Annotated in this window: 29 protein-coding genes; 12 read left to right on the plus strand and 17 right to left on the minus strand. The window is 65.3% G+C overall.

Translation table 11 applies throughout. From position 1 onward, the window contains the following. The first annotated feature begins 50 nt into the window (after positions 1-50). Together AC1DRD_RS13840 and AC1DRD_RS13845 are read left to right on the plus strand one after the other, a co-directional pair. On the plus strand, positions 51-722 hold the full coding sequence (locus AC1DRD_RS13840) for a glutathione S-transferase family protein (RefSeq protein ID WP_478041805.1): 672 nt from the start codon (positions 51-53) through the stop codon (positions 720-722). Positions 723-771: 49 nt separating this feature from the next. Beyond that, complete coding sequence (locus AC1DRD_RS13845) at positions 772-1203, plus strand: globin domain-containing protein (protein ID WP_478041806.1); 432 nt, start codon at positions 772-774, stop codon at positions 1201-1203. A 14-nt stretch (positions 1204-1217) separates the two neighbouring features. On the opposite strand, the gene AC1DRD_RS13850 is transcribed toward AC1DRD_RS13845, so the two are convergent. The 4 genes from AC1DRD_RS13850 to AC1DRD_RS13865 form a co-directional block, all read right to left on the minus strand. After that, on the minus strand, positions 1218-2231 hold the full coding sequence (locus tag AC1DRD_RS13850; protein ID WP_478029344.1) for an inorganic phosphate transporter: 1014 nt from the start codon (positions 2229-2231) through the stop codon (positions 1218-1220). Positions 2232-2240: 9 nt separating this feature from the next. After that, complete coding sequence (locus tag AC1DRD_RS13855; RefSeq protein ID WP_478041896.1) at positions 2241-3344, minus strand: DUF47 family protein; 1104 nt, start codon at positions 3342-3344, stop codon at positions 2241-2243. A 126-nt stretch (positions 3345-3470) separates the two neighbouring features. Next, complete coding sequence (locus tag AC1DRD_RS13860; protein WP_478029345.1) at positions 3471-3920, minus strand: cupin domain-containing protein; 450 nt, start codon at positions 3918-3920, stop codon at positions 3471-3473. 2 nt (positions 3921-3922) lie between these two features. Further along, positions 3923-4267, minus strand: a complete 345-nt coding sequence (locus AC1DRD_RS13865; RefSeq protein WP_478041807.1) for a hypothetical protein — start codon at positions 4265-4267, stop codon at positions 3923-3925. Positions 4268-4356: 89 nt separating this feature from the next. On the opposite strand from AC1DRD_RS13865, the gene dapE reads away from it, so the two are divergent. Beyond that, positions 4357-5469 (plus strand): succinyl-diaminopimelate desuccinylase, encoded by a 1113-nt coding sequence (gene dapE / locus AC1DRD_RS13870; RefSeq protein ID WP_478041808.1) that lies wholly within the window; start codon positions 4357-4359, stop codon positions 5467-5469. Between the two features lie 178 nt (positions 5470-5647). Further along, positions 5648-6391, plus strand: a complete 744-nt coding sequence (locus AC1DRD_RS13875; RefSeq protein ID WP_478029348.1) for a helix-turn-helix domain-containing protein — start codon at positions 5648-5650, stop codon at positions 6389-6391. Here the strand turns inward: AC1DRD_RS13875 and AC1DRD_RS13880 are convergent. The 7 genes from AC1DRD_RS13880 to glmU are packed head-to-tail and all read right to left on the minus strand — an operon-like array spanning position 6388 to position 12293. Then, positions 6388-7758, minus strand: coding sequence for a cytochrome P450 (locus AC1DRD_RS13880; RefSeq protein ID WP_478041809.1), 1371 nt, complete (start codon positions 7756-7758; stop codon positions 6388-6390). The genes AC1DRD_RS13875 and AC1DRD_RS13880 overlap by 4 nt on opposite strands. A 56-nt stretch (positions 7759-7814) precedes the next feature. Beyond that, positions 7815-8006: a hypothetical protein gene (locus AC1DRD_RS13885; protein ID WP_478029350.1), complete on the minus strand. Its 192-nt coding sequence runs from the start codon at positions 8004-8006 to the stop codon at positions 7815-7817. Further along, on the minus strand, positions 8003-9826 hold the full coding sequence (glmS, locus tag AC1DRD_RS13890) for a glutamine--fructose-6-phosphate transaminase (isomerizing) (RefSeq protein WP_478041810.1): 1824 nt from the start codon (positions 9824-9826) through the stop codon (positions 8003-8005). Before glmS ends, AC1DRD_RS13885 begins: the two co-directional genes overlap by 4 nt. Before the next feature lie 15 nt (positions 9827-9841). Beyond that, positions 9842-10222, minus strand: coding sequence for a PIN domain-containing protein (locus tag AC1DRD_RS13895; protein WP_478041811.1), 381 nt, complete (start codon positions 10220-10222; stop codon positions 9842-9844). Beyond that, positions 10219-10596: a ribbon-helix-helix protein, CopG family gene (locus AC1DRD_RS13900; RefSeq protein ID WP_478041812.1), complete on the minus strand. Its 378-nt coding sequence runs from the start codon at positions 10594-10596 to the stop codon at positions 10219-10221. Before AC1DRD_RS13900 ends, AC1DRD_RS13895 begins: the two co-directional genes overlap by 4 nt. Before the next feature lie 33 nt (positions 10597-10629). After that, positions 10630-10944, minus strand: a complete 315-nt coding sequence (locus AC1DRD_RS13905) for a hypothetical protein (protein WP_478041813.1) — start codon at positions 10942-10944, stop codon at positions 10630-10632. Then, the gene (glmU, locus tag AC1DRD_RS13910; protein WP_478041814.1) at positions 10941-12293 is read right to left on the minus strand and encodes a bifunctional UDP-N-acetylglucosamine diphosphorylase/glucosamine-1-phosphate N-acetyltransferase GlmU; all 1353 of its coding nucleotides are present in this window, start codon (positions 12291-12293) and stop codon (positions 10941-10943) included. Before glmU ends, AC1DRD_RS13905 begins: the two co-directional genes overlap by 4 nt. Positions 12294-12370: 77 nt before the next feature. Between glmU and AC1DRD_RS13915 the strand changes: the two genes are divergently transcribed. Further along, positions 12371-13045, plus strand: a complete 675-nt coding sequence (locus tag AC1DRD_RS13915; protein ID WP_478041815.1) for an HAD hydrolase-like protein — start codon at positions 12371-12373, stop codon at positions 13043-13045. Here AC1DRD_RS13915 and AC1DRD_RS13920 read toward each other — a convergent pair. Genes AC1DRD_RS13920 through AC1DRD_RS13945 form a run of 6 tightly spaced genes read right to left on the minus strand, consistent with a single transcriptional unit; the run spans position 13038 to position 16991 of the window. Next, a complete protein-coding gene (locus tag AC1DRD_RS13920) occupies positions 13038-13436 on the minus strand; it encodes a hypothetical protein (protein ID WP_478041816.1) in 399 nt (132 codons plus the stop codon). The two genes, AC1DRD_RS13915 and AC1DRD_RS13920, sit on opposite strands and share 8 nt — an antisense overlap. A gap of 53 nt (positions 13437-13489) precedes the next feature. Then, positions 13490-14398 (minus strand): tetratricopeptide repeat protein, encoded by a 909-nt coding sequence (locus tag AC1DRD_RS13925; protein ID WP_478029358.1) that lies wholly within the window; start codon positions 14396-14398, stop codon positions 13490-13492. Positions 14399-14447: 49 nt separating this feature from the next. After that, positions 14448-15458, minus strand: coding sequence for a nucleotidyltransferase domain-containing protein (locus AC1DRD_RS13930; RefSeq protein ID WP_478041817.1), 1011 nt, complete (start codon positions 15456-15458; stop codon positions 14448-14450). Further along, the gene (locus AC1DRD_RS13935) at positions 15443-16300 is read right to left on the minus strand and encodes an HprK-related kinase A (protein WP_478041818.1); all 858 of its coding nucleotides are present in this window, start codon (positions 16298-16300) and stop codon (positions 15443-15445) included. Before AC1DRD_RS13935 ends, AC1DRD_RS13930 begins: the two co-directional genes overlap by 16 nt. Then, positions 16297-16569: an HPr-rel-A system PqqD family peptide chaperone gene (locus tag AC1DRD_RS13940; RefSeq protein ID WP_478041819.1), complete on the minus strand. Its 273-nt coding sequence runs from the start codon at positions 16567-16569 to the stop codon at positions 16297-16299. Before AC1DRD_RS13940 ends, AC1DRD_RS13935 begins: the two co-directional genes overlap by 4 nt. Positions 16570-16586: 17 nt before the next feature. Beyond that, positions 16587-16991 (minus strand): hypothetical protein, encoded by a 405-nt coding sequence (locus tag AC1DRD_RS13945; RefSeq protein WP_478041820.1) that lies wholly within the window; start codon positions 16989-16991, stop codon positions 16587-16589. A gap of 114 nt (positions 16992-17105) precedes the next feature. Between AC1DRD_RS13945 and AC1DRD_RS13950 the strand changes: the two genes are divergently transcribed. Genes AC1DRD_RS13950 through phoB form a run of 7 tightly spaced genes read left to right on the plus strand, consistent with a single transcriptional unit; the run spans position 17106 to position 24276 of the window. Next, positions 17106-18356 carry an ATP-binding protein gene (locus tag AC1DRD_RS13950; protein WP_478041821.1) on the plus strand — a complete coding sequence of 417 codons (1251 nt, stop codon included), beginning with the start codon at positions 17106-17108 and terminating at the stop codon, positions 18354-18356. A 45-nt stretch (positions 18357-18401) separates the two neighbouring features. Beyond that, positions 18402-19448, plus strand: a complete 1047-nt coding sequence (locus AC1DRD_RS13955) for a substrate-binding domain-containing protein (RefSeq protein WP_478041822.1) — start codon at positions 18402-18404, stop codon at positions 19446-19448. 4 nt (positions 19449-19452) lie between these two features. Then, positions 19453-20829 (plus strand): phosphate ABC transporter permease subunit PstC, encoded by a 1377-nt coding sequence (gene pstC, locus AC1DRD_RS13960; protein ID WP_478041823.1) that lies wholly within the window; start codon positions 19453-19455, stop codon positions 20827-20829. Continuing rightward, positions 20822-22099 (plus strand): phosphate ABC transporter permease PstA, encoded by a 1278-nt coding sequence (gene pstA, locus AC1DRD_RS13965; RefSeq protein WP_478041824.1) that lies wholly within the window; start codon positions 20822-20824, stop codon positions 22097-22099. Before pstC ends, pstA begins: the two co-directional genes overlap by 8 nt. A 29-nt stretch (positions 22100-22128) precedes the next feature. Continuing rightward, positions 22129-22875: a phosphate ABC transporter ATP-binding protein PstB gene (gene pstB, locus AC1DRD_RS13970; RefSeq protein ID WP_478029544.1), complete on the plus strand. Its 747-nt coding sequence runs from the start codon at positions 22129-22131 to the stop codon at positions 22873-22875. Positions 22876-22888: 13 nt separating this feature from the next. Next, positions 22889-23584, plus strand: coding sequence for a phosphate signaling complex protein PhoU (phoU, locus tag AC1DRD_RS13975; protein ID WP_478029367.1), 696 nt, complete (start codon positions 22889-22891; stop codon positions 23582-23584). Further along, positions 23584-24276, plus strand: a complete 693-nt coding sequence (gene phoB, locus AC1DRD_RS13980) for a phosphate regulon transcriptional regulator PhoB (protein WP_066809495.1) — start codon at positions 23584-23586, stop codon at positions 24274-24276. Before phoU ends, phoB begins: the two co-directional genes overlap by 1 nt. Positions 24277-24285: the final 9 nt, after the last annotated feature.

Below are 24285 nucleotides of genomic sequence, written 5' to 3' on the forward strand. Positions count from 1 at the left end.
TGCATTCACCCGCTTGCCGCGCCCTACCCGTCTCTCTATCCCGCAACGCCATGCTCAAGCTCATCATCGGCAACAAAGCCTATTCAAGTTGGTCGCTGCGCGGCTGGCTGGCGTGCAAACAATCGGGACTGGCGTTCGAGGAAGTCGTCGTGCCGCTCTACGACGCCGACTGGGACAAGCGCCGCCAGGGTGACGAGTTCGCGCCGTCATCGGGCAAGGTGCCGATCCTGTGGGACGGCGACATCGTTGTTTGGGACAGCCTGGCGATCGTCGAATTCCTCAACGACAAAACCGGCGGCGACAAATTCTGGCCCAAGGACGAAGCCGCGCGCGCGATGGCGCGGTCGATGGCGGCGGAAATGCATTCGGGCTTCGCGGCGCTGCGCAACAAACACGGCATGAATATCCGCCAAGTCTATCCGCCCCGACAGCCGGATGACGACGTGGTCGCCGAACTGACCCGGCTGATGGAGATCTGGGCGCAAGCCCGCGCACGGTTCGGCGGGACCGGGCCGTTCCTGTTCGGCGAATTCGGCGCAGCGGACATCATGTACGCGCCCGTCTGTACGCGCATCGTGACCTATCAATTGCCGGTCGCGCGGTTCGCAGCGGCCTATGTCGAGGCCGTGCTGACGCACCCATTCATGCAGGACTGGATAGCCGGTGCGCAGGAAGAAGAATGGGTGATCGAGAAATTCGAACACGCCGCGGCGAATAGCTAGGTGCGGATGATGCAGTGCCATTGCCCGCGATCCGGATGACCGCCGAGCGATGGAGACCGACCAAGTCAATCTCGTCCGAGACAGTTTTGTCCAGATCGTGCTCGACTCCGATGCTGCCGCGCGGTCATTCTATGACCGCCTGTTCGAACTCGCCCCTGAAACCCGTCCGCTGTTCAGGAATGAAATGATCACACAGGGCCGGCATCTGATCGAGGCGCTGGGCAGGATCGTCACAGGGCTGAGCAAGCTGGACGACATGCGGCCCGGCCTACGCAAGCTGGCGGAGCGGCATGTCGATTACGGGGTGGAGGACCGCCATTATGCGGTCGCCGGCAACGCGTTGATGTACATGATTACCGTGCATGGCGGCTCTGCACTCGACAGCGCGACGATCGAGGCCTGGAAGACGGCCTACGCGCTGATCGCGGAAGTCATGATCGCTGCCAGCAACGACTATCGCGGATTGCGTACGCCGCCCTGACGGCCGGCCGCGGGTCAGAACAATGTCGTCAGCAAGTAGAACAGCGCGCCGACCGCTGCCGATGCCGGGATCGTGACGATCCAGGCGACGACGACATCGCCCGCGACACCCCAGCGTACCGCGCTCGCGCGCTTGGCGACGCCGGCACCGATGACGCAGCCGGTGATCGTATGCGTGGTCGATACCGGGATGCCGAGCAGCGACGCGGTGAACACCATGATCGTCCCGCCGGCCGAGGCGCTGAATCCCTGATGCTGCGATAATTTGGTGATGCGGCTGCCCATCGTTTCGATGATCTTCCACCCGCCCATCAACGTGCCCAGGCCCATCGCGATATAGCAGCTGATCGCCACCCAATGCGGCACCTCGAACTTGCCGTGGAGATAGCCGGTCGAGAACAACAGCACGGTGATGACGCCCATCGTCTTCTGCGCGTCGTTGAGGCCGTGGCTGAGCGAATAGGTGCCAGACGAGATCAGGTGGAGCACGCGGAAGCTGCGTTCCGCGCCGCGGTTGCTGGCACGCGAGAACATCCAACTCGTCGCCAGCATGATCAGCATCGACAGGATCATGCCGAGCACCGGCGACAGCACGATCGCGATCAGCGTCTTGTTGAGCCCATTCCACTGAATGCCGGTCATGCCGGCATGCGCGACGCCCGCCCCGATGATCCCGCCGACCAAAGCGTGGCTCGAGGATGACGGAATGCCCTTCAGCCAGGTCACGATGTTCCAGAACATCGCGCCGATCAGCGCGCCGAAAACGACCCCCGGCGTCACCAGATTCTTGTCGATCAGCCCCTGCCCGATCGTCGACGCGACCTTGTGCAGACTGGGGAAAGTGATGGTCAGGAAATAGGCGGCGAAGTTGAACACGCCAGCGAAGAGCACCGCATGCACCGGTTTCAACAGCCTGGTCGATACCACTGTCGCGATCGAGTTGGCGGCGTCGTGCAGGCCGTTCAGGAAGTCGAACGCCAGCGCGACGAGGATCAGGCCGACTAACAGCGGAAAGGCAAGGTCATGCATCGACTGGGCTCAGGCGTGATCGATGACGATGCCGTCGATCTCGTTGGCGACATCCTCGAACGCGTCGACGATCCGTTCGAGATGCTTGTAGACTTCGCGCGCGACGATGAATCGCAGCGTATCGTCGCGGCCATGTTCGACGAAGCTCCGCTTCACCCCGGCGCGGTGGATGTCGTCGGCATGGCCTTCCATCCGGACCAGGCGCTCGGTCAGTTCATGCAGGCGCCCGGCGTTGCGGCCGACATCGCGCAGTAGCGGCATCGCCTCGGCGGTCAGCCGTGCGGCGTCGACGATGATGCCCGCCATGTCCTTCATTTCCTGTTCGAACTCGCGAACCTCGTACAGGTCGATCGCCTGCACTGCGGCCTGCATCTCATCGATCGCATCGTCCATCGAGCCGATCAGGCTGGTGATGGTACCGCGGTCGAACGGCGTCAGGAAGGTTTCGCGCACGGTCTTGAGCACCGCGCGGGTGATCTCGTCGGCGTCGTTCTCACGCTCGATCACTTCGCGAATATGGTCGGACGCCGCGCCCGTTCCATCCTGAAGCAGCCGCGACAGTGCGTCGGCGGCGGCGGTGACCGTCAACGAGTGCGCCTCGAACATCTCGAAGAAGTTGCCGGTCTTGGGCAACAGGCGCTGAAACCAGGCGAACATGGGACTGATCCTCGATTTGGTAGCGGCGGCAAAGCCGGTGCGGCGCGCGGCCGCCTTGAATTCGGACGGGCCGAACGAACGGATGAGGTCGCTGAGATCGGGCTCGTCGACCATCGACGCCGCTTCGGGAAGGCTGACCCAGCGGCGCTCGCGCTCGCCTTGTTCCTTCCACGCCGTCAGCTCGCGATTGACCGCGAGCGGAAAGACCTCGACGTCGATCATCAGCGACGCGCCGTTCTTTTGCCGTTTGCGATAGCGATAGGTGCCGAGCGGTGTCGGACAGACGAGCCCCTGCACCCCCGCTTCCTCCTCGGCCTCGATCGCGGCCGCGGCATGAGCGACCACTCCCGAAGACGGATTGCCCTTGGGAATGACCCAGCGACGGTTTTCGCGCGAGGTGACGAGCAGGATGCGGATCGGAGCGTCGCTGGCGGCGCCTTCGGTCCGGTACGGCAAAGCCGCGATCTGGCGAATTGTCAGAACTCCCTCATTGGCGGCCACGCAAGCGACAACCGGCCGATCGTTCCGCTAGCATCCGGTGCGGCCGCGCGCCATCACAAAACCGCCAAAACGGTCTGCCGATCAGAACCTGCCCCCATCCTTTCGCCGTTGCTCGCCGACCGCCCCAGCCAGATGCATGTCGATATCGGGATAATGGCAATCGCTCGCTCCCCGACCGCCGACTGCGATGAACACGCAGTCGCTCGCCGACCGGTTCTGCAGCACATGGCCGTTGCCGTCACCCTTCGGGAAGGCGGCGATGTCGCCCGCGCGCATGGGAGTTTCGCCCTCGTCGTCGACCAGCACCGCTTCGCCCGATAGCATGACGACGAACTCGTCCTCACCTTCGTGCCAATGGCGCTGCGACGACCAGGCGCCGGGCTTGAGCGTCACATGGCTGAACCCAAAATCGGTGATGCCGCTGGCCGGAGCGAGACGCCGATACCAGCGCTCCTTCACCACGTCAGCATAGATCGGCGGATAGCCGGTGGCATTGGTTTGGGGGATCGCGTCGAGATCGATCTTGGGCATGGCTATTTTCCCCTGGGAGGATTCGCCGTCAGGCATTGTTCGGCGAATGGCATCGCGTCGCCCCCCGAAATGTCGTCGCGATCGTCATCCGTCGCGACGACCTTCGGGAAGCGCGTTCTGATCGCCGCGGCCACCGCCTGCGCCCGCGCAATGCGCGCCTCGGTCGGCGTCCGGTCGGGCCCTCCGGCCGCGCTTTTGCTGTCGAGCATGTCGCGCGCCAGGCGGACGGCGTCGTCGAGCCGGTCGGCAGCGGCGACGCAATGGCCGGGGGTGATGTCGACAGGCGCGTTATCGTCGGATTGCTGCGGCAAGAGCGATGCGGCGGCGAGAAGGAAGAGGATAGGCATTGGTGATTCTCCGCACCCCCGTACGCGCGGACCTTTCCCTTCCCGTCGTTGCAAGGCAAGAGGCGGAGCGTGTCCAACCGGGGAATGCCGTGCCTAACGTCGTCGAACTCACCAAGGCGTTGATCGCCGCCGAAAGCGTGACGCCCGCCCAGGGTGAAGTGTTCGATGTGCTTGCCCAGGCGCTGAGTGTGATCGGGTTCGAGATCGATCGCTTCACCGTCGGCGAGGAACCCGACGGCCCGGTCGAGAACATGATCGCGATCCGCCACGGCAGGGGCCCGCATTTCGCCTTTGCCGGGCATCTCGACGTCGTGCCGCCGGGCGACAATTGGACCAGCGCTGCGTTCGCCCCGGAGGTTCGCGGCGAGCTGCTCTACGGCCGCGGCGCGGTCGACATGAAGGGCGCCATCGCCGCTTTCGTCACGGCAGCGGCGCGGGCCGAAGGGCCGACGCTCAGCCTGTTGATCACCGGCGACGAGGAAGGTCCCGCCATTTACGGCACGCGCGCAATCCTCGACCGGATGGCCGCGCGCGGACTGACGCCCGATTACTGCCTGGTCGGCGAGCCCACCTCGACCGCGCGGCTCGGCGATATGATCAAGATCGGGCGGCGCGGGTCAGTCAATATCTGGGTCGACGTACCGGGGCGCCAGGGCCATGTCGCCTATCCGCATCTCGCCGATAATCCGATCCCCAAGCTGGTCGCGGCGTTGGCGGCGATCGACGCGATCGAGCTCGACCGGGGCAACCATTGGTTCCAGCCGTCGAATATCGAAGTGACCGACGTGACCGTCGGCAACCCGGCGACCAACGTCATCCCCGCCAAGGCGTCGGCCAGGATGTCGATCCGGTTCAACGACGAGCAGAACGGCGAGGATCTGGTCGCGTTGATCGAACGGACAGTGAAGACGCACGCCCCAGACGCGCAGGTGATCGCGCGCATTTCCGGCGAGGCGTTCTTGACCCAGCCGGGCGAACTCTCGGCACTGGTCACGCGCGCGATCGAGAAGGTCGCGGGCGTCGTGCCGGCCTTGTCGACCACCGGCGGGACGAGCGACGCACGCTTCCTGTCGCAACTCTGCCCCACGGTCGAGTTCGGGCTGGTCAACGCGACGATGCACAAGACCGACGAGGCCGTCGCGCTGGCCGATCTCGCCGATTTGGTCGACATTTATGCGGAAATCATCGCGGCCATCAGGTGATCGGCCTTGAGCTTCGAGAAGGTCCGCCGCGGCCGCAAATCGGCGTGTGGTGCGTGACACGCTCGGCTAAGCTGTTCGGAAATTCCTGAACATAGGACGATTCGTGGCCAGCTCACCGATAGCGCCCCAACTTTCTCCAGTCGGCGAGATATTGCGCGAATGGCGCGGCGCGCGGCGCATGAGCCAGCTCGACCTTTCGCTCGATACCGGGATTTCGACGCGGCATCTGAGCTGTATCGAGACCGGCAAGGCCCGTGCAAGCCGCGAAATGGTGGCGCGCCTGGCCGATGCGCTCGACATGCCGCTGCGCGACCGCAATGCGCTGCTCCGCGCCGCCGGCTATGCCGCGATCCATCCCGAAAGCGAGCTCGCCGCCCCCGCGCTCGACCGCGTGCGCCAGGCGATCGACCTGATTCTGGCGCACCAGGAACCCTATCCCGCTTTCGTCATCAGCCGGCATTGGGAAGTGCTGGAGGTCAATCAGGCGGCGATCCGGATGAACAAGCTGCTGCTCGGCGATTGGCAAAGCGCGCACAGCAATCTGATCCACCAATTGTTCGATCCCCATGACTTCCGTCAGGTCATCCTCAACTGGCCCGAGGTCGCGCGGCGGTTCGTCCGGCATCTGCACGACGACCTCGCCGCCAACCCGACCGACCGCCGCTCGCGCGCGCTGCTCGATGCCGCTTTGTCCTATCCGGGCGTGCCCCAGCGTTGGCAACTTGGCGATGCCGACGATGATGGCGACCCGATCGTCACCTTCACCTTCGCCAGCCCGCGCGGCGAGCTACGCTTCTTCGAGACAATCACCACCTTCGCCGCGCCGCACGATGTGACGCTCGACGAAATCCGCATCGACTGCACCTTCCCCGCCGACGATCATACCGCCGCGGTGTGCGCCGAACTGGCGCGGGCGGGTTAGGCGGGAATCAACCTGATCGGCAGGCCATCCCTGGGGCGCGGGATCGGGAACATCTGCCAGGCATCGCCGGCACCCGGATCGATTTCGATCCGATAGCGCGTCAACAGGTGCGCGATCAGCAGCTTCATCTGCATCTGCGCGAAATGCAGGCCCAGGCACATATGCGCACCGCCGCCATAGGGCACCCAGGCGAAGCGATGCCGGCCTTTCGACGCCTCGGGCGTGAAGCGCATCGGGTCGAACCGCAGCGGATCGGGCCAGATGTCGGCCATGCGGTGCGTCCAGGTGACGCCGATTCCGACATTGGTGCCAGCCGGAATGTCGAAGCCGCCAAAGCTGAAATCGCGCAGCGCGCGACGCGGCAGTGAGGGTACCGGCGGCATCAACCGGAGCGCCTCGCGGAAAGCGTAATCGGTCAAGGTCAGACGATCGAGTTGCTCGGTCAGTGGCAATTGCGCGTCGAGGCCGGCAATTTCCTCGCGCAACCGTTGCTGCCAATCGGGATTGCGCGCGAGCAGCATGACCAGGGTCGTCGTCGACGAGGTGATCGTGTCGTGCGCGGCCATCATCAGGAAGTTCATGTGATCGGCAATCGCGGCCGCCGACAGCTCCTGCCCGTCCTCGTCGGTCGCGCGGCAGAATTGCGAGAAGAAGTCCTCGCCATTGCCGCCCCGCGAGTCTCGCCGCCGCGCCGGGATCTCGCGTTCGAACCAGTCGATCAGATAGGCGCGAGCTTTGACGCCCCGCCGCATCATCGTACCGGGCAGCGGCGAGCGGATCGGCGCGACGCTCGCCTGGACCTCGTCGACGAATGCCTGGTTGATGCGATCGGCTTCGGCCCCGAGCGACACGCCGAGAAAGCTCGTCGCGGCGAGATCGAGCGTCAGCTTCTTGATCGCGTCGTAGAAGCGTAGGCTGCCGCCCCATTCGCCGATCCGCGCGGCGATCCCGGCATCGAGCTGGGTGGCGTAATGCCGCATCGGCTCAGGCTTGAACGCGACCGACAGCGTCTTGCGGTCGGCGCGATGCTTGTCGAAATCCATCAGCATCAGCCCGCGCGGGAACAGCAGATTGAGCAAGGGGCCCCAACCCTGCTCGGAGGAGAACAAGCGGTCGCGATCGAACAGGACGAGTTCGTTGGCATCGGGGCCGAGCAGAGTTACGCTGGTGCTGCCGAGCGCGCGATTGCGATAGACCGGTCCGAAGCGCTCGAACATCTCGCGCCCGAACTTGACCGGATCGGCCAGCAGGCGAAGCGAATTACCGAGGATCGGCAGGCCATCGTCGCCGGGGATATGCGCCAGCGACCGCGCCGGGTTACGCGGCAGCCAATGCGGATTGGCGCCAAACGTGTGGGCGTAGGCCATGTTGTTGGTTACCGCAGCCGAGCCTCAATAGCCAATCGCCCGGTCGCCCGAAACGCTTAGTGGCCGCTGCCATGATGTCCGCCACCATAATCGCCAGCGCCCCCGTCGCCTCCGGAATACCAATTGTCGTGATCGCCGCCGCTAGCTATGCCGCCCTTGGGTGGCGGCATCTTGACGACGATCGCAATGACCAGAGCAATCAGGCCAACGCCCGTGATGACACCGCCGGCGGCGACGACCCAGATCACTCGACCGTGACAGACTTCGCGAGGTTGCGCGGCTGATCCACATCGGTCCCCTTCACCACGGCCACATGATAGGCCAGCAACTGCACCGGCACCGCATACACCAAGGGCGCGATCAGCGGGTGGACTTTCGGCATCTCGATCGTCGCCAGGCAGCCATCGCCCGCTTCGGCCAGGCCCTCGGCGTCGGAGATCAGCACGATCTTGCCGCCGCGCGCCTGGCTTTCCTGCATGTTACTGACGGTTTTCTCGAACAGCGGCCCGGACGGCGCGATGACGATGATCGGCACATTTTCGTCGATCAAGGCGATCGGCCCGTGCTTCATCTCACCCGCGGCATAACCTTCGGCATGGATGTAGCTGATTTCCTTTAGCTTCAGCGCGCCTTCCAACGCCAGCGGGTAATCAGGGCCGCGGCCGAGATAGAGCACGTCGCGCGCGGGCGCGATCAAATGCGCCATGGCCGCGATCGCATCGTCATAAGCGAGCGCGGCGTTGAGTGCGGCAGGCGCCTCGATCAGGTGGCGGACAACCTGGACCTCTTCCTCGCGGCTCATCTTGCCCTTGACCACCGCCAGATGCGCGGCGAGCGCGGCGAGTACCGCGAGCTGGCAAGAGAATGCCTTGGTCGAGGCGACGCCGATCTCCGGCCCGGCATGCGTCGGCAACAACAGATCGGCTTCACGTGCCATCGTGCTGGTCGGCACGTTGACGACGACGGCGATCTTCTGCCCGGCTTTCTTGGCATGGCGGAGCGCCGCAAGCGTGTCGGCGGTCTCGCCCGACTGACTGATGAATAACGCCAAGCCGCCATCCTCGAACACCGGATCGCGGTAGCGGAACTCGCTCGCGACATCGATATCGACAGGCACACGCGCGAAGCTCTCGAACCAATATTTGGCGACGAGCCCGGCATAGAAGCTGGTGCCGCAGGCGACGATGGTGATGCGCTTCACCGTTGACAGGTCGAAATCCATCTGCGGCAGCGCGACGGTCTGCTCGACGCCGCGGATGTACGAGCGCAAGGTCTGCGCGACGACGATCGGCTGCTCGTGGATCTCCTTGAGCATGAAGTGACGGTAATTGCCCTTCTCGATCATCGCGCCGGTCGCGCCCGAAATGGTGATCTCGCGTTCGACCGGATTGTTCTCGGCGTCGAAGATTTGCGCGCCCTCGCGGGTGATGACGACCCAGTCGCCCTCATCGAGATAGGCGATACGCTGGGTCAGCCCGGCCAGCGCCAGCGCGTCCGAGCCGAGATAGGTTTCGCCCTCGCCATAGCCGACCACCAGCGGCGAGCCGAGCCGCGCACCGATCAGCATCTCGGGATGCTCGCGGAAGGCGATCGCCAGCGCGAAGGCACCACGCAATTGCGGCAGAACCTGCTGGACCGCCTCCTGTGGCGATTTGCCCGCCTCGACCTGCTCGCTGACTAGATGCGCGACGACTTCGGTATCGGTCTCGCTCTCGAACACGCGGCCGCGCGCCTGGAGCGCTTCGCGCAGCGGCTTGAAATTCTCGATGATGCCGTTGTGGACGAGCGCGACTTCCTTCGTCGCGTGCGGGTGGGCGTTCGACGTGGTCGGTGCCCCATGTGTCGCCCAGCGGGTATGCGCGATGCCGGTCGTGCCGGGCGCCGGATCGGCGGCGAGCACCGCCTCGAGATTCTTGAGCTTGCCCTCGGCGCGGCGGCGGATCAGTTGGCCGTCCTGGACGGTGCAGACGCCGGCCGAATCATAGCCGCGATATTCCATCCGCCGCAGTCCTTCGACCAGCCGACCCGCAACCTGTTCCTTGCCAACAATTCCGATGATTCCGCACATGGTTAGGGCGCCTTCTTACAAAACATAGGGAACACGGATACCAGGCATATTGGCCGGGAAATCCTTGGTATTGCGGGTGACGAGGACACGCCCGCGCACCATTGCGCTGGCGAGAATGATAGCGTCGGGTGATTTGAGGCGCGGACGCTCGCGGCGCAAGGCGGCGGCACGCGATGCTATCTCGGCGTCGATTTCGTCGACCCCGAACCCGGAAAGGAACGCCTCGACATCGCGCAGCATCGCGCCCGACCCTTTCGACAGCACTTCTACCCATACCATCCGGCTGATCCAGACGCGCGCGCCCAGACCGATTGCCCGGCGAATTTCGGCGCGCGCCGGATCATAGCCGACGAGCGCGTCGGTCACGATATTGGCGTCGAATGAGTAACCGCTCACTTGATGAGCGGCTTCTTGGGATCGGGATAGCGCCCCGCGAGCATATCGAGATGGATCTGGCGCTGACGATCGTCCTCGGCATCGAACAAATCGGGGAATTCCGCCCTGACCTCTTCGTAATCGTCATCCCAAGGACGCGTCGACGCGGCGCGTTCTCGCCGCTGCCACTCGACCGCGTCGCCGATATCGTCCCGGTCCTTCCATGCGCCGAACCCGCGCTCGATCCACTCAGTACCGTTCGCAGGCTGCGAGTGCGCTTTGTAGGTTGCGACCGCATCACGCAGCACCGACGCGCGCGATCTCCCCAACTCGGCCGCGCGCTGGTCGAGCCATTTCAGGTCTTCATCAGGCAGGTCGGCGAGGATACGCGTCATAACGATATCTAGATATCATATCATGATATCATGTCAACCGGTCGGAAAGTTAGTATCAACGAATTGCCGAGAAAATTCGGCCGGATCTGGCTGCGTTCCATAGGCTTGAACGAACGGCTCACGACCCTTTTCCCAAATCTCGCGGATCCGGCCAGGGAGCGCCGATGGGAACTCCATTTGCTGCGCAACGATTTCGTCCCAGCTCCCTTCGAAGCCAAGGGTCTGGCGAAGCTTTGGCTCCATGGCGGTTAACGTTTCGGCGACTCCCTGATCGAGCTCGCCAATCGCGTGCAATACGTAGCAATCGAGAAATCGGAGGAACGGCTTGCCGATGTAGCGATCGCTCATTTCGCAGCCTTCTTCGCCGCCATCATCTCGCGGAACCGCTTCGCCCAGCCCGGCTTGGTCTGCTGGTCGGGGCGAACGAGGCGCAACGCATCGGCCTCGACATCCTTCGTCACCGTCGACCCCGCGCCGACTATCGCGCCCGCGCCGATCGTCACCGGCGCGACCAGCGCCGAGTTGGAGCCGATGAACGCGCCCTCCCCGATCACCGTCTTGTACTTGAAGAAGCCATCGTAATTGCAGGTGATCGTGCCCGCGCCGATGTTCGCGCCCGCACCGATTTCGGCGTCGCCGAGGTAGGTCAGATGGTTGGCCTTGGCGCCCTTGCCGAGCACAGCCTTCTTCACCTCGACGAAATTGCCGACCTTGGATTTCTCGCCCAGCACCGCGCCGGGGCGTAACCGGGCATAGGGGCCGACCTCGGCGCCGCTGCCGATCGTCGCGCCCTCGATATGGCTGAAGCCGCGGATGGTCGCACCGTCCGCAACCGCGACGCCGGGGCCGAAAAAGACATTGGGCTCGATCAGCACGTCGCGGCCGATTTGCGTGTCGAAGCTGAACCAGACGGTCGCGGGATCGACTAGGGTCGCACCGTCGGCCATTGCCTGGACGCGGCGCCTGGCCTGCCAGCTGGCATCGACCGCGGCGAGTTCGGCCCGGCTGTTTACCCCGGCGACTTCCTCGGCATCGGTCTCGACCACTACCGCGCCGCGACCATCCCGGACCGCCAGCTCGGCAAGGTCGGTAAGATAATATTCTCCCGCGGCATTGTCGTTGGTAACCTGCGCGAGCAGCCGGAACAGATCGGTCGAGCGCACCGCCATCAGGCCCGAATTGCACAGGGTCACCGCGCGCTCGTCGGGCGAGGCGTCCTTATATTCGACGATCTTCGCGATGCGGCCATCGGCGTCTGCAATGACGCGGCCATAAGCGGCGGCATCGGCGGGACGGAAGCCGAGCACGACGACGCTCGGGTCACCCTCGCCGTGGAGCCGCTCGGTCATCCGCGCCATCGTGGCGGTGGAGACCAGGGGCACGTCACCGTACAGGATCAGCACGTCTCCGTCGAAGCCGGAGAGCGCCGCCTCGGCCTGGCGCACGGCGTGGCCAGTACCGAGTTGCTCGGCCTGGATCGCGACCTCGACCCCGAGCGGGGTCACCGCCGCCTCGACCTGTTCGCGACGCGCGCCCGCCACGACGACGATCCGTTCAGGATCGAGCACTTGCACATTGTCGATCAGGTGAAGCAGCATCGGCCGCCCCGCGATCGGGTGAAGCACCTTGTGCAAGTCGGATTTCATCCGCGTGCCCATGCCGGCGGCAAGGATGATCGCGGCGATTGGATTGGTCATGACAGGGGTCTCCGTGGCCCGCGCCCTGCCACGAACATATTGCCTTTTCCATAGCGTTGCTGGCAGGCGGCGTCGGGATGAACGATTTCCCCTTTGGCCTGGTCGGCTTCGACCTCGATGGCACGCTGGTCGACAGTGTCGCCGACCTGGCAGCGGCAGTGAACCATGCACTGGCCGAGATCGGGCGGGCGCCGCTGGCAATCGACCAGGTGCGGCCGATGATCGGGGGTGGGTCTGGAGTGATGCTGCAGCGGGCGCTGATCGCGACGGGCGGAGACGAGCAACTCGACGCCCTGCTTCCCGGAATGCTTGCCTTTTATGCCGCGCATATCGTCGACCATACGCGCCCATTTCCGGGCGTGGTCGAGGCACTGGATGCGCTGCGAAAGCTGGGGGTGACCTTGGCCGTGGTGACCAACAAGCGCGAACACTTCTCCTTCGCACTGCTCGATGCCCTGGGCCTTACCGATCGCTTCGCGTGCATCATCGGCGGCGACACGCCGGGCCTCGTCGCGATGAAACCGGACCGCGCGCCGATCGACCTCATGCTGCGCAACTGCCGCGATGCCCGGCCAGCGGTATTTGTCGGGGACTCGATCTATGACGTGGGCGCGGCGCGCGCCGCCGGTATCCCGGTCGCGTTGTTCGCTCCAGACGGCGGCGGCATCCCGAGCGCCAACGCGATCTTCACCGACTATCGCGATCTGCTGCCGACGCTCGCGCGTATGGCTGAGACCCAGCCAGCTATTTGAGCAAAGCCGCCGATTCGACGTGATAGCCGATCAGCACGGGCTTTCCGCTGTTCAACCGATAAACGAAATTCTCGCTCGCGGGTCCGCTCGAATAGACGCTGGCATAGCTGGCCGTGAAGGTGTGATCGCCATTGTTGATATTGTCGTTGAACCCCTGCCGCGCGGTTGACCGGAAGGTGCCGAGCTTGGCGTGGATCTTTTCGATAAAGACAGGAAAGTCGACGCTGCCATTCTTCATTTCCGGCCCGGCTGCGGCGGCGATCGCCGCGAACTGACCGTTGTTCAGCTTGGCGTGGAAATCGGCCACCGCGGAATCGGTGGCGGACATGTCCTGCCCCATCGAACAGCCCGCCAGCGCCGCCGCGGCGGCCAGCACTATCGCGAAACGCATCGTCGCCCTCCTGTCCCTATCGCGATCAGTCTGCCGCAGCGCAGGCGGCGCGGCTAGCGCGGATTGCCTGGCCGCCGCGCCCGCTCTTCGTCATCGGCACGCGCGATCATCAGGCGAGCGATGCGATCCGCCGACTCCGCCATCTCGCTCGACCGTTTCGGCAAGGCGGCCTGCGCCGAGCGATAGAAGCTCTGGGCGTCGGCATAACTGCCCGCCGCTTCCGCGCACACGCCGAGATTGTAGAGCACCGACGGATGATTGGGCAGGCGGCCGTTTAGCTCCGCCCATTGCCGGCACGCCGAGGTCACATCCCTGTTGGACAGCTTCACGATCCCCTTGAACTCGTTGCCGATATCCTTGGGCATGCCGTCGCGGTCCTCGCGAAAGCGGACCTTGTAGGTTTCCACGCGCGGCCGCACGTCGAGGCGGATTTTCTGCGCCAGGTCGGTGATCATCGCCGATACCGCTTCCTCGGTGGTGCGCCATGGCGCCTTGCCCTGGCACCAGGTCGTTTCGTCCCGCGACGGCTTGTTGTCCGACCAGACCGGCATGGTGTCGGCGACGCGGAGCAAGCGGACACTGACCGTCAGGTTGATGACGCGACGGAAGCATGGGAGGTCGACCTTGGCCCGCTTGGTGCACTTTCCGTCCTGCTTGCCGTCCTTCCATTCGACGCAGCGTTCCTCATTGCCCTGATACTTGCTTTCCTCGACCCCGGTGGTGACGCCGCCAGAAAGCACGCCGTCGGGCCGGCCGGCGGGGACGCCGATCGCCTGTTCCAGCGCCGCCTCGAACTGGCGCGCATCGCGGCCGTTGAAGCGATCGACCACGACGTTTTCGAGCAAATCCGCCTCGCGGACATTAGCCGGAAACTTGCCGCGCATCTGCGCGCTTTCGGCCCAAGCTGCGCTGCTGCCTACGCACAGGCCGGCGAGCGCCAGCGCGATCCACATTCTGGTCATGATGATCTCCCCCGAATCGCCGCTTCATATCATCGCGATCCGGTGGTCGTCAGCCCGCCTCTTTGCGCCATTTGGTCCAGAGGTGCCGCGCCAGCATCAGCGGCGGCATGCGCAGCCAGTGCGAGCGCGCATAGAAGCCGAGCCGGGTGACCGGACGGGTCTGCCGCCCCCAACCGTCACGCGCCGTCAGCCTGCGCAGATAAAGCTCGTCGTCGCTTCCCGAGCGCGCCCAGCCGTCGGGTAATTGGGTATCGTACAGCGCATGACAAAGCCGCAGGGCGCGGCGCACCGCCGGAGCCAAGCCGTGTCGCCGCGCGCGTTCGGCCAGGCCAGCGACGCCGAAGTCGTCGACCAGGCAGTGGATGTCCCACAGATTGCGCATCCCGCCCGACAGGTCGCCGTCCGCGAACAGATGCGCGGCGGCGTGACAGATCATGTCGTCGGAATTGAGCATGCGCAGCCCGTTCGGTAACGCGATGCTGTCGGCGATCAGTGCATCGGCATCGGGCGTCGGGCGCGCGGTCAGCGGCAGGATCGTGTGGTGCACGTCGATCATGCGATCACGCTCGCGATGGATCAGCGGCGGCAATTCGTGCATCCAGCGACGATAATAGGCATCGTCGTAAGGGTCGGGCTTGACCCATTCCCACCCGGCACCGAGCAACGCCGCTTCGACGCGATCGAGGTCGGCGCGCGGCACCAGAATGTCGAGATCGCCGACGAATCGCCCCCGCCCCGCCGCCAGGCCCGCGGCGATGAACGCGCTGCCCTTGAGCAGCACCACCGGCACGCCGAGATCACCGAGCGCGCGGCGCGCCATCTCGACTTCCCACAGGGCGACGAGCCGCCCCTGCGCACACGACGCCTTGGCGTCGTCGAGGAAACGCTGCGCCGCCGCCGGCTTGGCGATGCCATCGAGCCGATGCGCCAGCGTCGCGCTCAGCAATTCGGCGCGCGCCATGGTCAGCAATGCTTGCCAACCTGGGCCATTTAGCTCCGCGACGGAGGCAGGGTCGGCCAGTGCCCGCGCCAGGAGACGACCGTCTACAGCGACGCCCATAACGCCTCGACCTGCGCGATCGCGCTTTCGGTATCGGGATAGTCGATCGCGCGCGCCGGCGTCTCGACGACTAATTGCGTCAGCGCCGTGAAGCCGCGTTCGGCAAGCGCGACGTAGTTGGTCGACGCCTGGGTGAGGCGGACGAATACTTCGCTGGGCGCGACCTCGCGAGTCGCGGCGTCATGTCCGAAGGTGGGAAACAGGATCAGCGCCGGTCGCGCGGGCTCGAGCATCGCGGCAACCGATCGCGTATCGGGAACCAGGTGGCGGATCGCGCCCTTCGGCGTATCGGCGAGTAGCGGACCGAACATGCCCGGTGCAGCCGACTCCATCACCGCGATGGCTTCGTTCTTCAGGCTGATCAGACGCGGAAAGGCATGGATCAGGCCAGTCGCCGGATCGAGCAACGCGAATTCGTCCCCCATCAGCCGCCAACCGCGCGTCATCAGCAATGCCGCGAGCGTCGATTTGCCCGCCCCCGACAGGCCGGTCATCACCAGCGCCTTGCCATCGCGCTCGACCGCCGAAGCGTGCAGCAGCAGATACCGCCGCTGGCCGAGCGCCATCTGTAGGTTCATCGCCATCTCGGCGGCGAGCAGCCCGTGCTCGAGGCTGAGCGGCGCGGCTTCGGGCAGAACAAAGTCGCCGCCGATCATCACTTTGGGTCTGAAGAGGCGTCGCCACGGCCGATCGGCGAACAGCCGCACGGTGAAATCCGCGATGCCGTCCTGTGGCTTGGGGTAGCTCGCATAGAGCTGTTCGAGCGCCGCGATCGGCCCACGCCAATCCGACCCGACGCGGAATCCGACCGGGCCGATCGCGACCGAGAAAACGTGCCTCATCGCCGCTCGACGAGCCCCGTTTCGACCAGCTCGTCCAACCGCGCCGCTAGCGCGGCAGGATCGGCGTCAACCAGGTCATAATCTGCACGAAGTTTCACCAGCAACGCCGCGGCGTCGAGCGGTGCTTCGGTCAGTGCCTCGAGGATTTCGGGTGCGGGTGACGCCATCAAATGCGTCTGCCCCGAAGCGCGATGATAGATGGCGGTCAGCAGATCAACCGGCACGACGATCAGGCTGTCGGGCGATGCGGCGCGATAAAGGGTCGCCATCTCCCGCGTCCGGCGGCTCAGCCGCGCGGCATCTGCAGCGAGGCGAAGCAGGTGAAGCCGGCGGTGCCATGCTGCAGGCGGCGGATATAGGCGGTATAAGCGCGGCTCTGCTCGTCCGTCGTGCCGGGCAAGGTGCCACCGTTGAGCGCGGTGCGGACGTCTTCCGCCTTGAACGGCTTGGTCGCGCCGGGAAAGGCGTCCTTGGTGCCGTTGGGGACAAGCGATCCGTCGGCTGAGACATACATGCCGGCGCGACCGGGATCGGGGACCGGAATCTCGCAGGTCAGTACCGAGGCACTGGTCTGCGCGAGCGCGGGACGGATCGAGATAACCACCGACGCGGTCGCGGCGCCGAGCATCAGCGCGCGGCGGCGCGTCGGCTGCGGTTCGTTCGCCTGACGATCGGTCGTGTTCTCGTCCATGGTTGAGACGCCTTTCACATTAGCACGCGACTGGCAAGCCGATGAAATGGTTACCGCGCGCGGAGGGCACGGGCATTGCCGCTGACTGGCGCACGCCCTAGGAACCACCGGGCAATGACGACCCGCTTCGGCCCTCGCTTCATGCTCGGCATGCTCGCCGCTCTGGTGGCGGCGATCGGCGTGTTCGTCCTGTCGGGCGACGTGGCGAGCGCGCTGGTGACTTTGGTCGGTGCGATCATAGCCGCGCTCGTGACGCTAGGCGTCGATCCCAGCCCGGCGGCATCAGCCGAACCCGACATCGGCACCGCACCCGCGCCGGCACGATTGGGCTCGGTGCTCGAGGCGATCGTCGAGCCCGTGCTGGTGATCGCCGGAGGCCGGGTCGAGGAAGCCAATGGCGCCGCCCGCGACGTGCTCGGCAACCACATCACCGGCCAGGACGTGCGGCTCGCGATCCGCCACCCGGCCGCCGCCGAGCGACTGACCGCACCAGTTGGTGAGGGATCGTCCGAGGCGATCAATCTGGTCGGCCTGGGAACGCTCGACCAACGTTGGGAATTGCGCGTCACCGATCTGCCCGACGGGCGGCGGGTCGCGCATCTGATCGACCAGACGCGCAGCTATGCCGCCGAGCGGATGCGAGTCGATTTCGTCGCCAATGCCAGCCACGAATTGCGCACCCCGCTCGCGTCGATCCTGGGTTTCGCCGAGACGCTGGCCGATGGCGCCGGCGAAGACCCGGCGATGCGCGATCGCTTCCTCAAGGTCATGGCCGACGAAGCCCGGCGGATGCAGCGGCTGGTCGAGGACCTCATCTCATTGAGCCGGATCGAGGCGGAAAAATACCGCCTGCCCGATGCCTCGGTCGATCTCGCCGACCTTGTTTCGGAAGTTCATTCGGAGATGATGGACAGCGCGGATGGACGCGCGGCGGAGATCGTCACTGATATCGCCGCGGACGTGCCCCCGGTCGGCGGCGACCGCATCCAGCTGAGCCAGGCGCTGCACAACCTCATCGGCAACGCGATGAAATATGGCCGCGCCGGAACGCCGGTGACGGTCAAGCTGTCGCGCGATGCCAGCAACATGGTCCGCTTGTCGGTCGGCGACGAAGGCGACGGCATTCCGCCCGAACATATCCCGCGGTTGACCGAGCGATTCTATCGCGTCGATTCGGGACGCAGCCGTGCGCTTGGCGGCACGGGTCTGGGCCTCGCGATCGTCAAGCACATCGTCGAACGCCACCGCGGACGGCTGGATATCGCGAGCCAGGTGGGGCGCGGGACGGTGGTGACGATCCTGTTACCGGCCGCGTTGTCATCAAAAGGTAACGCGACTGTCACAGAGGGCCCGAAACCGGCGTGATAGCGCGCCGGTAAGGGGCGAGTCGCCCCGGCGGGAAGGCCCATCATGATTCGCACGATCGCGCTGCTCGGCGCGACATCCCTGTTTCTAGCGGCGTGTCAGGACCAGGCGGCGCTGGCGGGGGCCGGGCGCGACCGGATCAGCGTCGTCGGATCGTCTACCGTCTATCCCTTCACCACTCTGGTCGCCGAGCAATTCGTCGCGGCCAATCCGGGAGTACCGGCACCGGTGATCGAATCGACCGGCACCGGCGGTGGGCTGAACCTGTTCTGCAAGGGATTGGGCGGCCAATATCCCGATATTGCCGACGCCAGCCGGCGGATCAAGGCAAGCGAATACCGGACCTGCGCGGCGAACGGCGCAGGCGACTTGCTGGAAATCCAGATCGGGCTGGACGGCGTCGCCTTCGCAGAGGCCAATGAAGGCCCCAAGCTGCAACTGACTCCGGTCGACCTCTACAAGGCGCTGGCGGCCGAACCCGGCGGCCATCCCAACCGTGCGAAGACCTGGCACGACGTCAATCCGGCGCTACCGGCGATCGCCATCCAGGTCTATGGCCCGCCCTCGACCAGTGGCACGCGCGACGCAGTCGCCGAGCTGATCCTGGCGCGCGGCTGCGCACAAATGATGCCGGACATGGCGGCGACCCGTGAGACGCACCCGGACGATTTCGCCAAAACCTGCACCCGGGTGCGCGACGACGGCCCCTATATCGACGCGGGCGAGAACGACAATCTGATCGTCCAGAAGCTCCAGGCCAATCCCAACGCGATCGGCATTTTCGGCTATTCCTATCTGGAAGAGAATAAGGACCGCCTGAACGGCGTTCCGCTCAACGGCATCGAGCCGACCTACGAGACGATCGCGAGCGGTCGCTATCCCGGATCGCGCCCGCTGTTCCTCTACGTCAAGAAGGCGCATCTCAGCGCCATCCCCAACCTGAAGGCATTCCTCAATGCCTATACACAGGCCTGGGCGCCCAACGGACCGCTGGTTCGCCGCGGGCTGATCTCGGCACCCGCCGATGTGCGTGCGCGCTCGGCGGCGATCGTGCAGCGCCAGACCCTGCTCGACCCGAAGACGTTGAGCTGACGACTTGCCGACGCTCGCGCTCCTTTTTCTCGTCGCCGGACTCGGGCTGATCGCCTGGTTGTCGGGGCGCGTCCGCGCGATCGCGTTCCGTAAGGCGCCGGGGCAGCGTTTCTCGTCGCTGCCGCGCCATCACGGCTCGTTTGCTGCGATGTGGACCATATTGCCCCCCTTGCTGTTCCTCGCTGTGTGGGGAGCGTGCGCGCCAGGCCTGGCGACGGACGCCGTGCTCAAGACGCCAGCGGCGGCGCAGCTTCCGCCGCCCGGTTTCGAGCGCGCGGCGATCCTGTCGGAGGCGCGCGCGATCGCCAGCGACCGCCATCGCACCCCGCTCAATCCGCTCGCGACCCAGCTCGCACCGGCTTATGCTTTGGAGCAGGCCCGCTATGGCTGGATCGGCGGAGCGACCGCTTTACTGCTCGGCCTTGCCGGCGGGGCCTTCGCTTTCCTGCGCATCCGCCCCGGCTTCAACGCACGGACCAGGATCGAGCGGATCGTGATGGCCGGCCTGCTCGCCGCCTCGCTCATCGCGATCCTGACGACGATCGGCATCGTCGCCTCTCTATTGGTAGAGAGCGCACGCTTCTTCGGCACGGTGCCCATCACCGATTTCCTGTTCGGTACGCATTGGAGTCCGCAGGTCGTCGATCCCAGGAATCCTGGCGCGAGCCTGGGCGCGGTGCCGCTATTCTGGGGAACCTTCTTCATCGGCGCGGTCATCGCGATGCTGGTGGCGATCCCGTTCGGCCTGATGAGCGCGATCTATCTGACGCAATATGCCTCGCCTCGCCTGCGCAGGTGGATGAAGCCGACGCTGGAGATCCTCGCGGGCGTGCCGACCGTGGTCTATGGCTATTTCGCCGCGCTGATCGTCGGGCCGGCACTGCGCCAATTGGGGGTCGCGATCGGAATTCCCGGCGCCACATCGGAAAGCGCGCTGGCCGCGGGGCTCGTGATGGGCGTGATGATCATCCCGTTCGTCTCGTCGATGGCCGATGACGCGATCGCCGCGGTGCCGGCGGCGATGCGCGACGGCAGCCTGGCGATGGGCGCGACGCCGAGCGAGACGATCAGTCGCGTCCTGCTGCCAGCCGCTCTGCCCGGCGTGGTCGGCGGCGTCCTGCTGGCGATCAGCCGCGCGATCGGCGAGACGATGATCGTCGTGATGGCCGCCTCGGGCGCCGCGACGATCAGTCTCAACCCATTCAATTCGGCGACCACGGTCACCAAGCAGATCGTCGACCTGCTGACCGGCGAAGCGAGCTTCGACAGCCCCAAGACGTTGGCCGCGTTCGCGTTGGGGATGACCCTCTTCGTCATCACCTTGCTGCTCAACATCATCGCGCTCACCGTCGTGAAACGGTATCGGGAAGCCTATGAATAGGCCGCTCGATCCCGCCGCGGTCGAACGCGTGCCGACCGACTGGAAGAATCCGCAGATGGAGCGGCGCGTCCGTCGCCGCTATGCCGCCGAGCGCCGCTTCCGGCTGTTCGGGCTGGCGGCGATCGTGCTGTCGGTGAGTTTCCTGCTGTTCCTGCTCGTGACGATGGTGGCCAACGGCGCGCGCGGCTTCGTGACGACAGAGGTCGCGCTGACGATCGATTTTCCGGCCGCCGGACTCGGCCTGACGCCGGATCGGATCAAGGGGCCGGGTGCCGATCTCGCGCTCGCCGGCGCGGAGCTCGACGCGGTCGTCGATCGGGCCGCAGCCGCGCAATATGGCACCGAGGGGCCGGCGTTGTTTTCAGACGGCGCCGACACGATCGTCCGCCGGGCGCTCAAGGCCGATCCTCGACTGGCGGTCGGCCGGGCTAGATTGTGGTTGCCCGCCGCCAGCGACATCGACACCGCGGCCAAGGCAGATGGCACGCCGCTGGCCGAGAAGCGCGCGCAGGTGCTGACCGACGCCGGACAATTGCGCACCGGGTTCAATTGGGGCTTCCTGTCGGGATCGGATTCGACCGATCCCACCGCGGTCGGCATCTGGGGCGCGCTCAAGGGATCGCTGTTGACGATGCTGGTGACCTTGGTGCTCGCCTTCCCGATCGGCGTGCTCTCCGCGCTCTATCTCGAAGAATATGCGCCGCGGAACCGCTGGACCGATTTGATCGAGGTATCGATCAACAACCTCGCCGCGGTGCCGTCGATCATCTTCGGCCTGCTCGGCCTCGCGGTGTTCCTCAACACCTTCCAGCTGCCGCGCTCCGCGGCCTTGGTCGGGGGGCTGACGCTTGCGCTGATGACGATGCCGGTGATCGTCATTGCCAGCCGCAACGCGATCAAGGCGGTGCCGCCCTCCATCCGCGACGCCGCGCTCGCGCTCGGCGCCAGCCCGGTCCAGGTCGTCTTCCACCACGTCCTGCCGCTCGCGTTGCCGGGCATCTTGACCGGTACGATCATCGGCATGGCGCGCGCGCTCGGCGAAACCGCGCCGCTGCTGATGATCGGCATGCGCGCGTTCATCGCGACCCCGCCGGGCAAGTTGACCGATCCGTCGACCGTGCTGCCGGTCCAGATCTTCCTGTGGTCGGACGAAGTCAGTCGCGGCTTCATTGAAAAGACTTCGGCAGCGATCATCGTCCTGCTCGTGTTCCTACTGGCGATGAACGGCGTCGCCATCTACCTTCGTAACCGTTTCGAGACCCGCTGGTGACCGACAACAAGACTCCCTCTGATCACAAGATGACCGCGCACAATGTCAGCGTCTGGTACGGCGCGGCGCAAGCGATCAGCGATGTGTCGATCGATATCGACCAGGACAAGGTGACCGCGTTCATCGGCCCGTCGGGCTGCGGCAAATCGACTTTCCTGCGCACGCTCAACCGGATGAACGACACGATCGCCTCGGCGCGGGTCGAAGGCGATATCCGGCTCGACGGCGAAGACGTCTATGCGCGCGAAATGGACGTGGTTCAGTTGCGCGCACGCGTCGGCATGGTGTTCCAGAAGCCCAACCCCTTCCCCAAGTCGATCTACGAGAATGTCGCCTATGGTCCGCGCATCCATGGCCTGGCGTCGTCCAAGGCCGACATGGATCGCATCGTCGAACGCTCGCTGGCGCGCGCCGGCCTGTGGGGCGAGGTAAAGGATCGGCTGTCGGATAGCGGCACCGCTCTGTCGGGCGGCCAGCAGCAGCGTTTGTGCATCGCGCGCGCGATCGCGGTCGATCCCGAAGTGATCCTGATGGACGAGCCGTGCTCGGCGCTCGACCCGATCGCCACCGCCAAGATCGAGGAACTTATCCACGAATTGAAGGGCCGCTACGCGATCGTCGTCGTCACCCACAACATGCAGCAAGCCGCGCGCGTGTCGCAGCGCACCGCCTTCTTTCACCTCGGCCAGCTGGTCGAATACGGTCAGACGTCGGACATCTTCACCAACCCGCGCGAAGAGCGGACGCGCGATTACATCACCGGCCGTTATGGCTGAGGAGTTTGAGCGAATGGCAACGGGCCAGGAACATACGGTCAAGGTGTTCGACGACGAGATCGGTCAACTGCGCGGCCTGATCAGCCAGATGGGCGGTCTGGCCGAGCGCGCGATCCACGACGCGATGAATGCGTTGCAGCGGGTCGATCTCGACCTGGCGCAGCAAGTCCGCCTCGCCGACAAGCAGATAGACGTGATCGAGGCCGAAGTGGAAACGCTGGCTGTCCGCATCATCGCGCTGCGCGCCCCGATGGCCAACGACCTGCGCGAAGTCGTCGCCGCCTTGAAGATCGCCGGCGTGATCGAGCGGATCGGCGATTACGCCAAGAATATCGCCAAGCGGGTGCCGATGATCGAGAGCGAGCATCGTATCGAGCCGATCTCGGTCATCCCGGCGATGGGCAAGATGGCCGCCGAAATGGTGCACGACGCGCTCGACGCCTTCGCCGCGCGAGACGCGCGGGCCGCGGTGGATGTCTGCATGCGCGACCAGGCGCTCGACGATTTCTACGACAGCATCTTCCGCATGCTGGTGACCTATATGGTCGAAAATCCCGCGACGATCGGTCAGGTCGCCCACCTGCTGTTCGTCGCCAAGAATCTGGAGAGGATCGGCGACCACGCTACGAACGTCGCCGAGATGATTTATTTCGCCGCTACCGGCACGCAAATGACCGAGCGTGAGCGCGGCAAATCAGGGGAAATGTGATGGCACGCGCCAAGATGTTGCTGGTTGAAGACGACGCCGCGCTGGCGGAATTGCTGGTCTACCATTTCAAACGCGAGGATTTCGAGGTCGCGCACACGCCCGACGGCGAAGAGGCGTTGCTGCTCGCCAAGGAAGCGACTCCCGACATCGTCCTGCTCGACTGGATGGTCGAGGGATTATCGGGAATTGAGGTGTGCCGGCGTCTCCGCCGCATGCCCGAGACCGCGAACATCCCGATCATCATGCTGACCGCGCGCGGTGAAGAAGAGGATCGCGTCCGCGGGCTCGAGACCGGCGCCGACGATTACGTCACCAAGCCTTTTTCTCCCCGCGAACTGGTCGCGCGGGTCGGCGCGGTGCTGCGCCGCGTGCGCCCGGCGCTGGCCGGCGAGCAGCTGACTTATGGCGATATCGAGATGGACACGGTCGGGCATAAAGTGCGCCGCAGCGGCGAAGTCGTGCCGCTTGGCCCGACCGAATTCCGCCTGCTCAAGCATTTCCTCGAACATCCCGGCTGGGTGTTCAGCCGTGAGCGCCTGCTCGACGCGGTATGGGGACATGATAGCGACATCGAGAGCCGCACGGTCGACGTCCACATTCGACGGCTGCGCAAGGCGATCAATCGCGGCGACAGACCCGACGTCATCCGGACGGTGCGATCGGCGGGCTATGCCCTCGATTCGGGGGCGTAAAGAATCGCA

Source organism: Sphingomonas sp. P4_G2 (genome assembly GCF_056401155.1).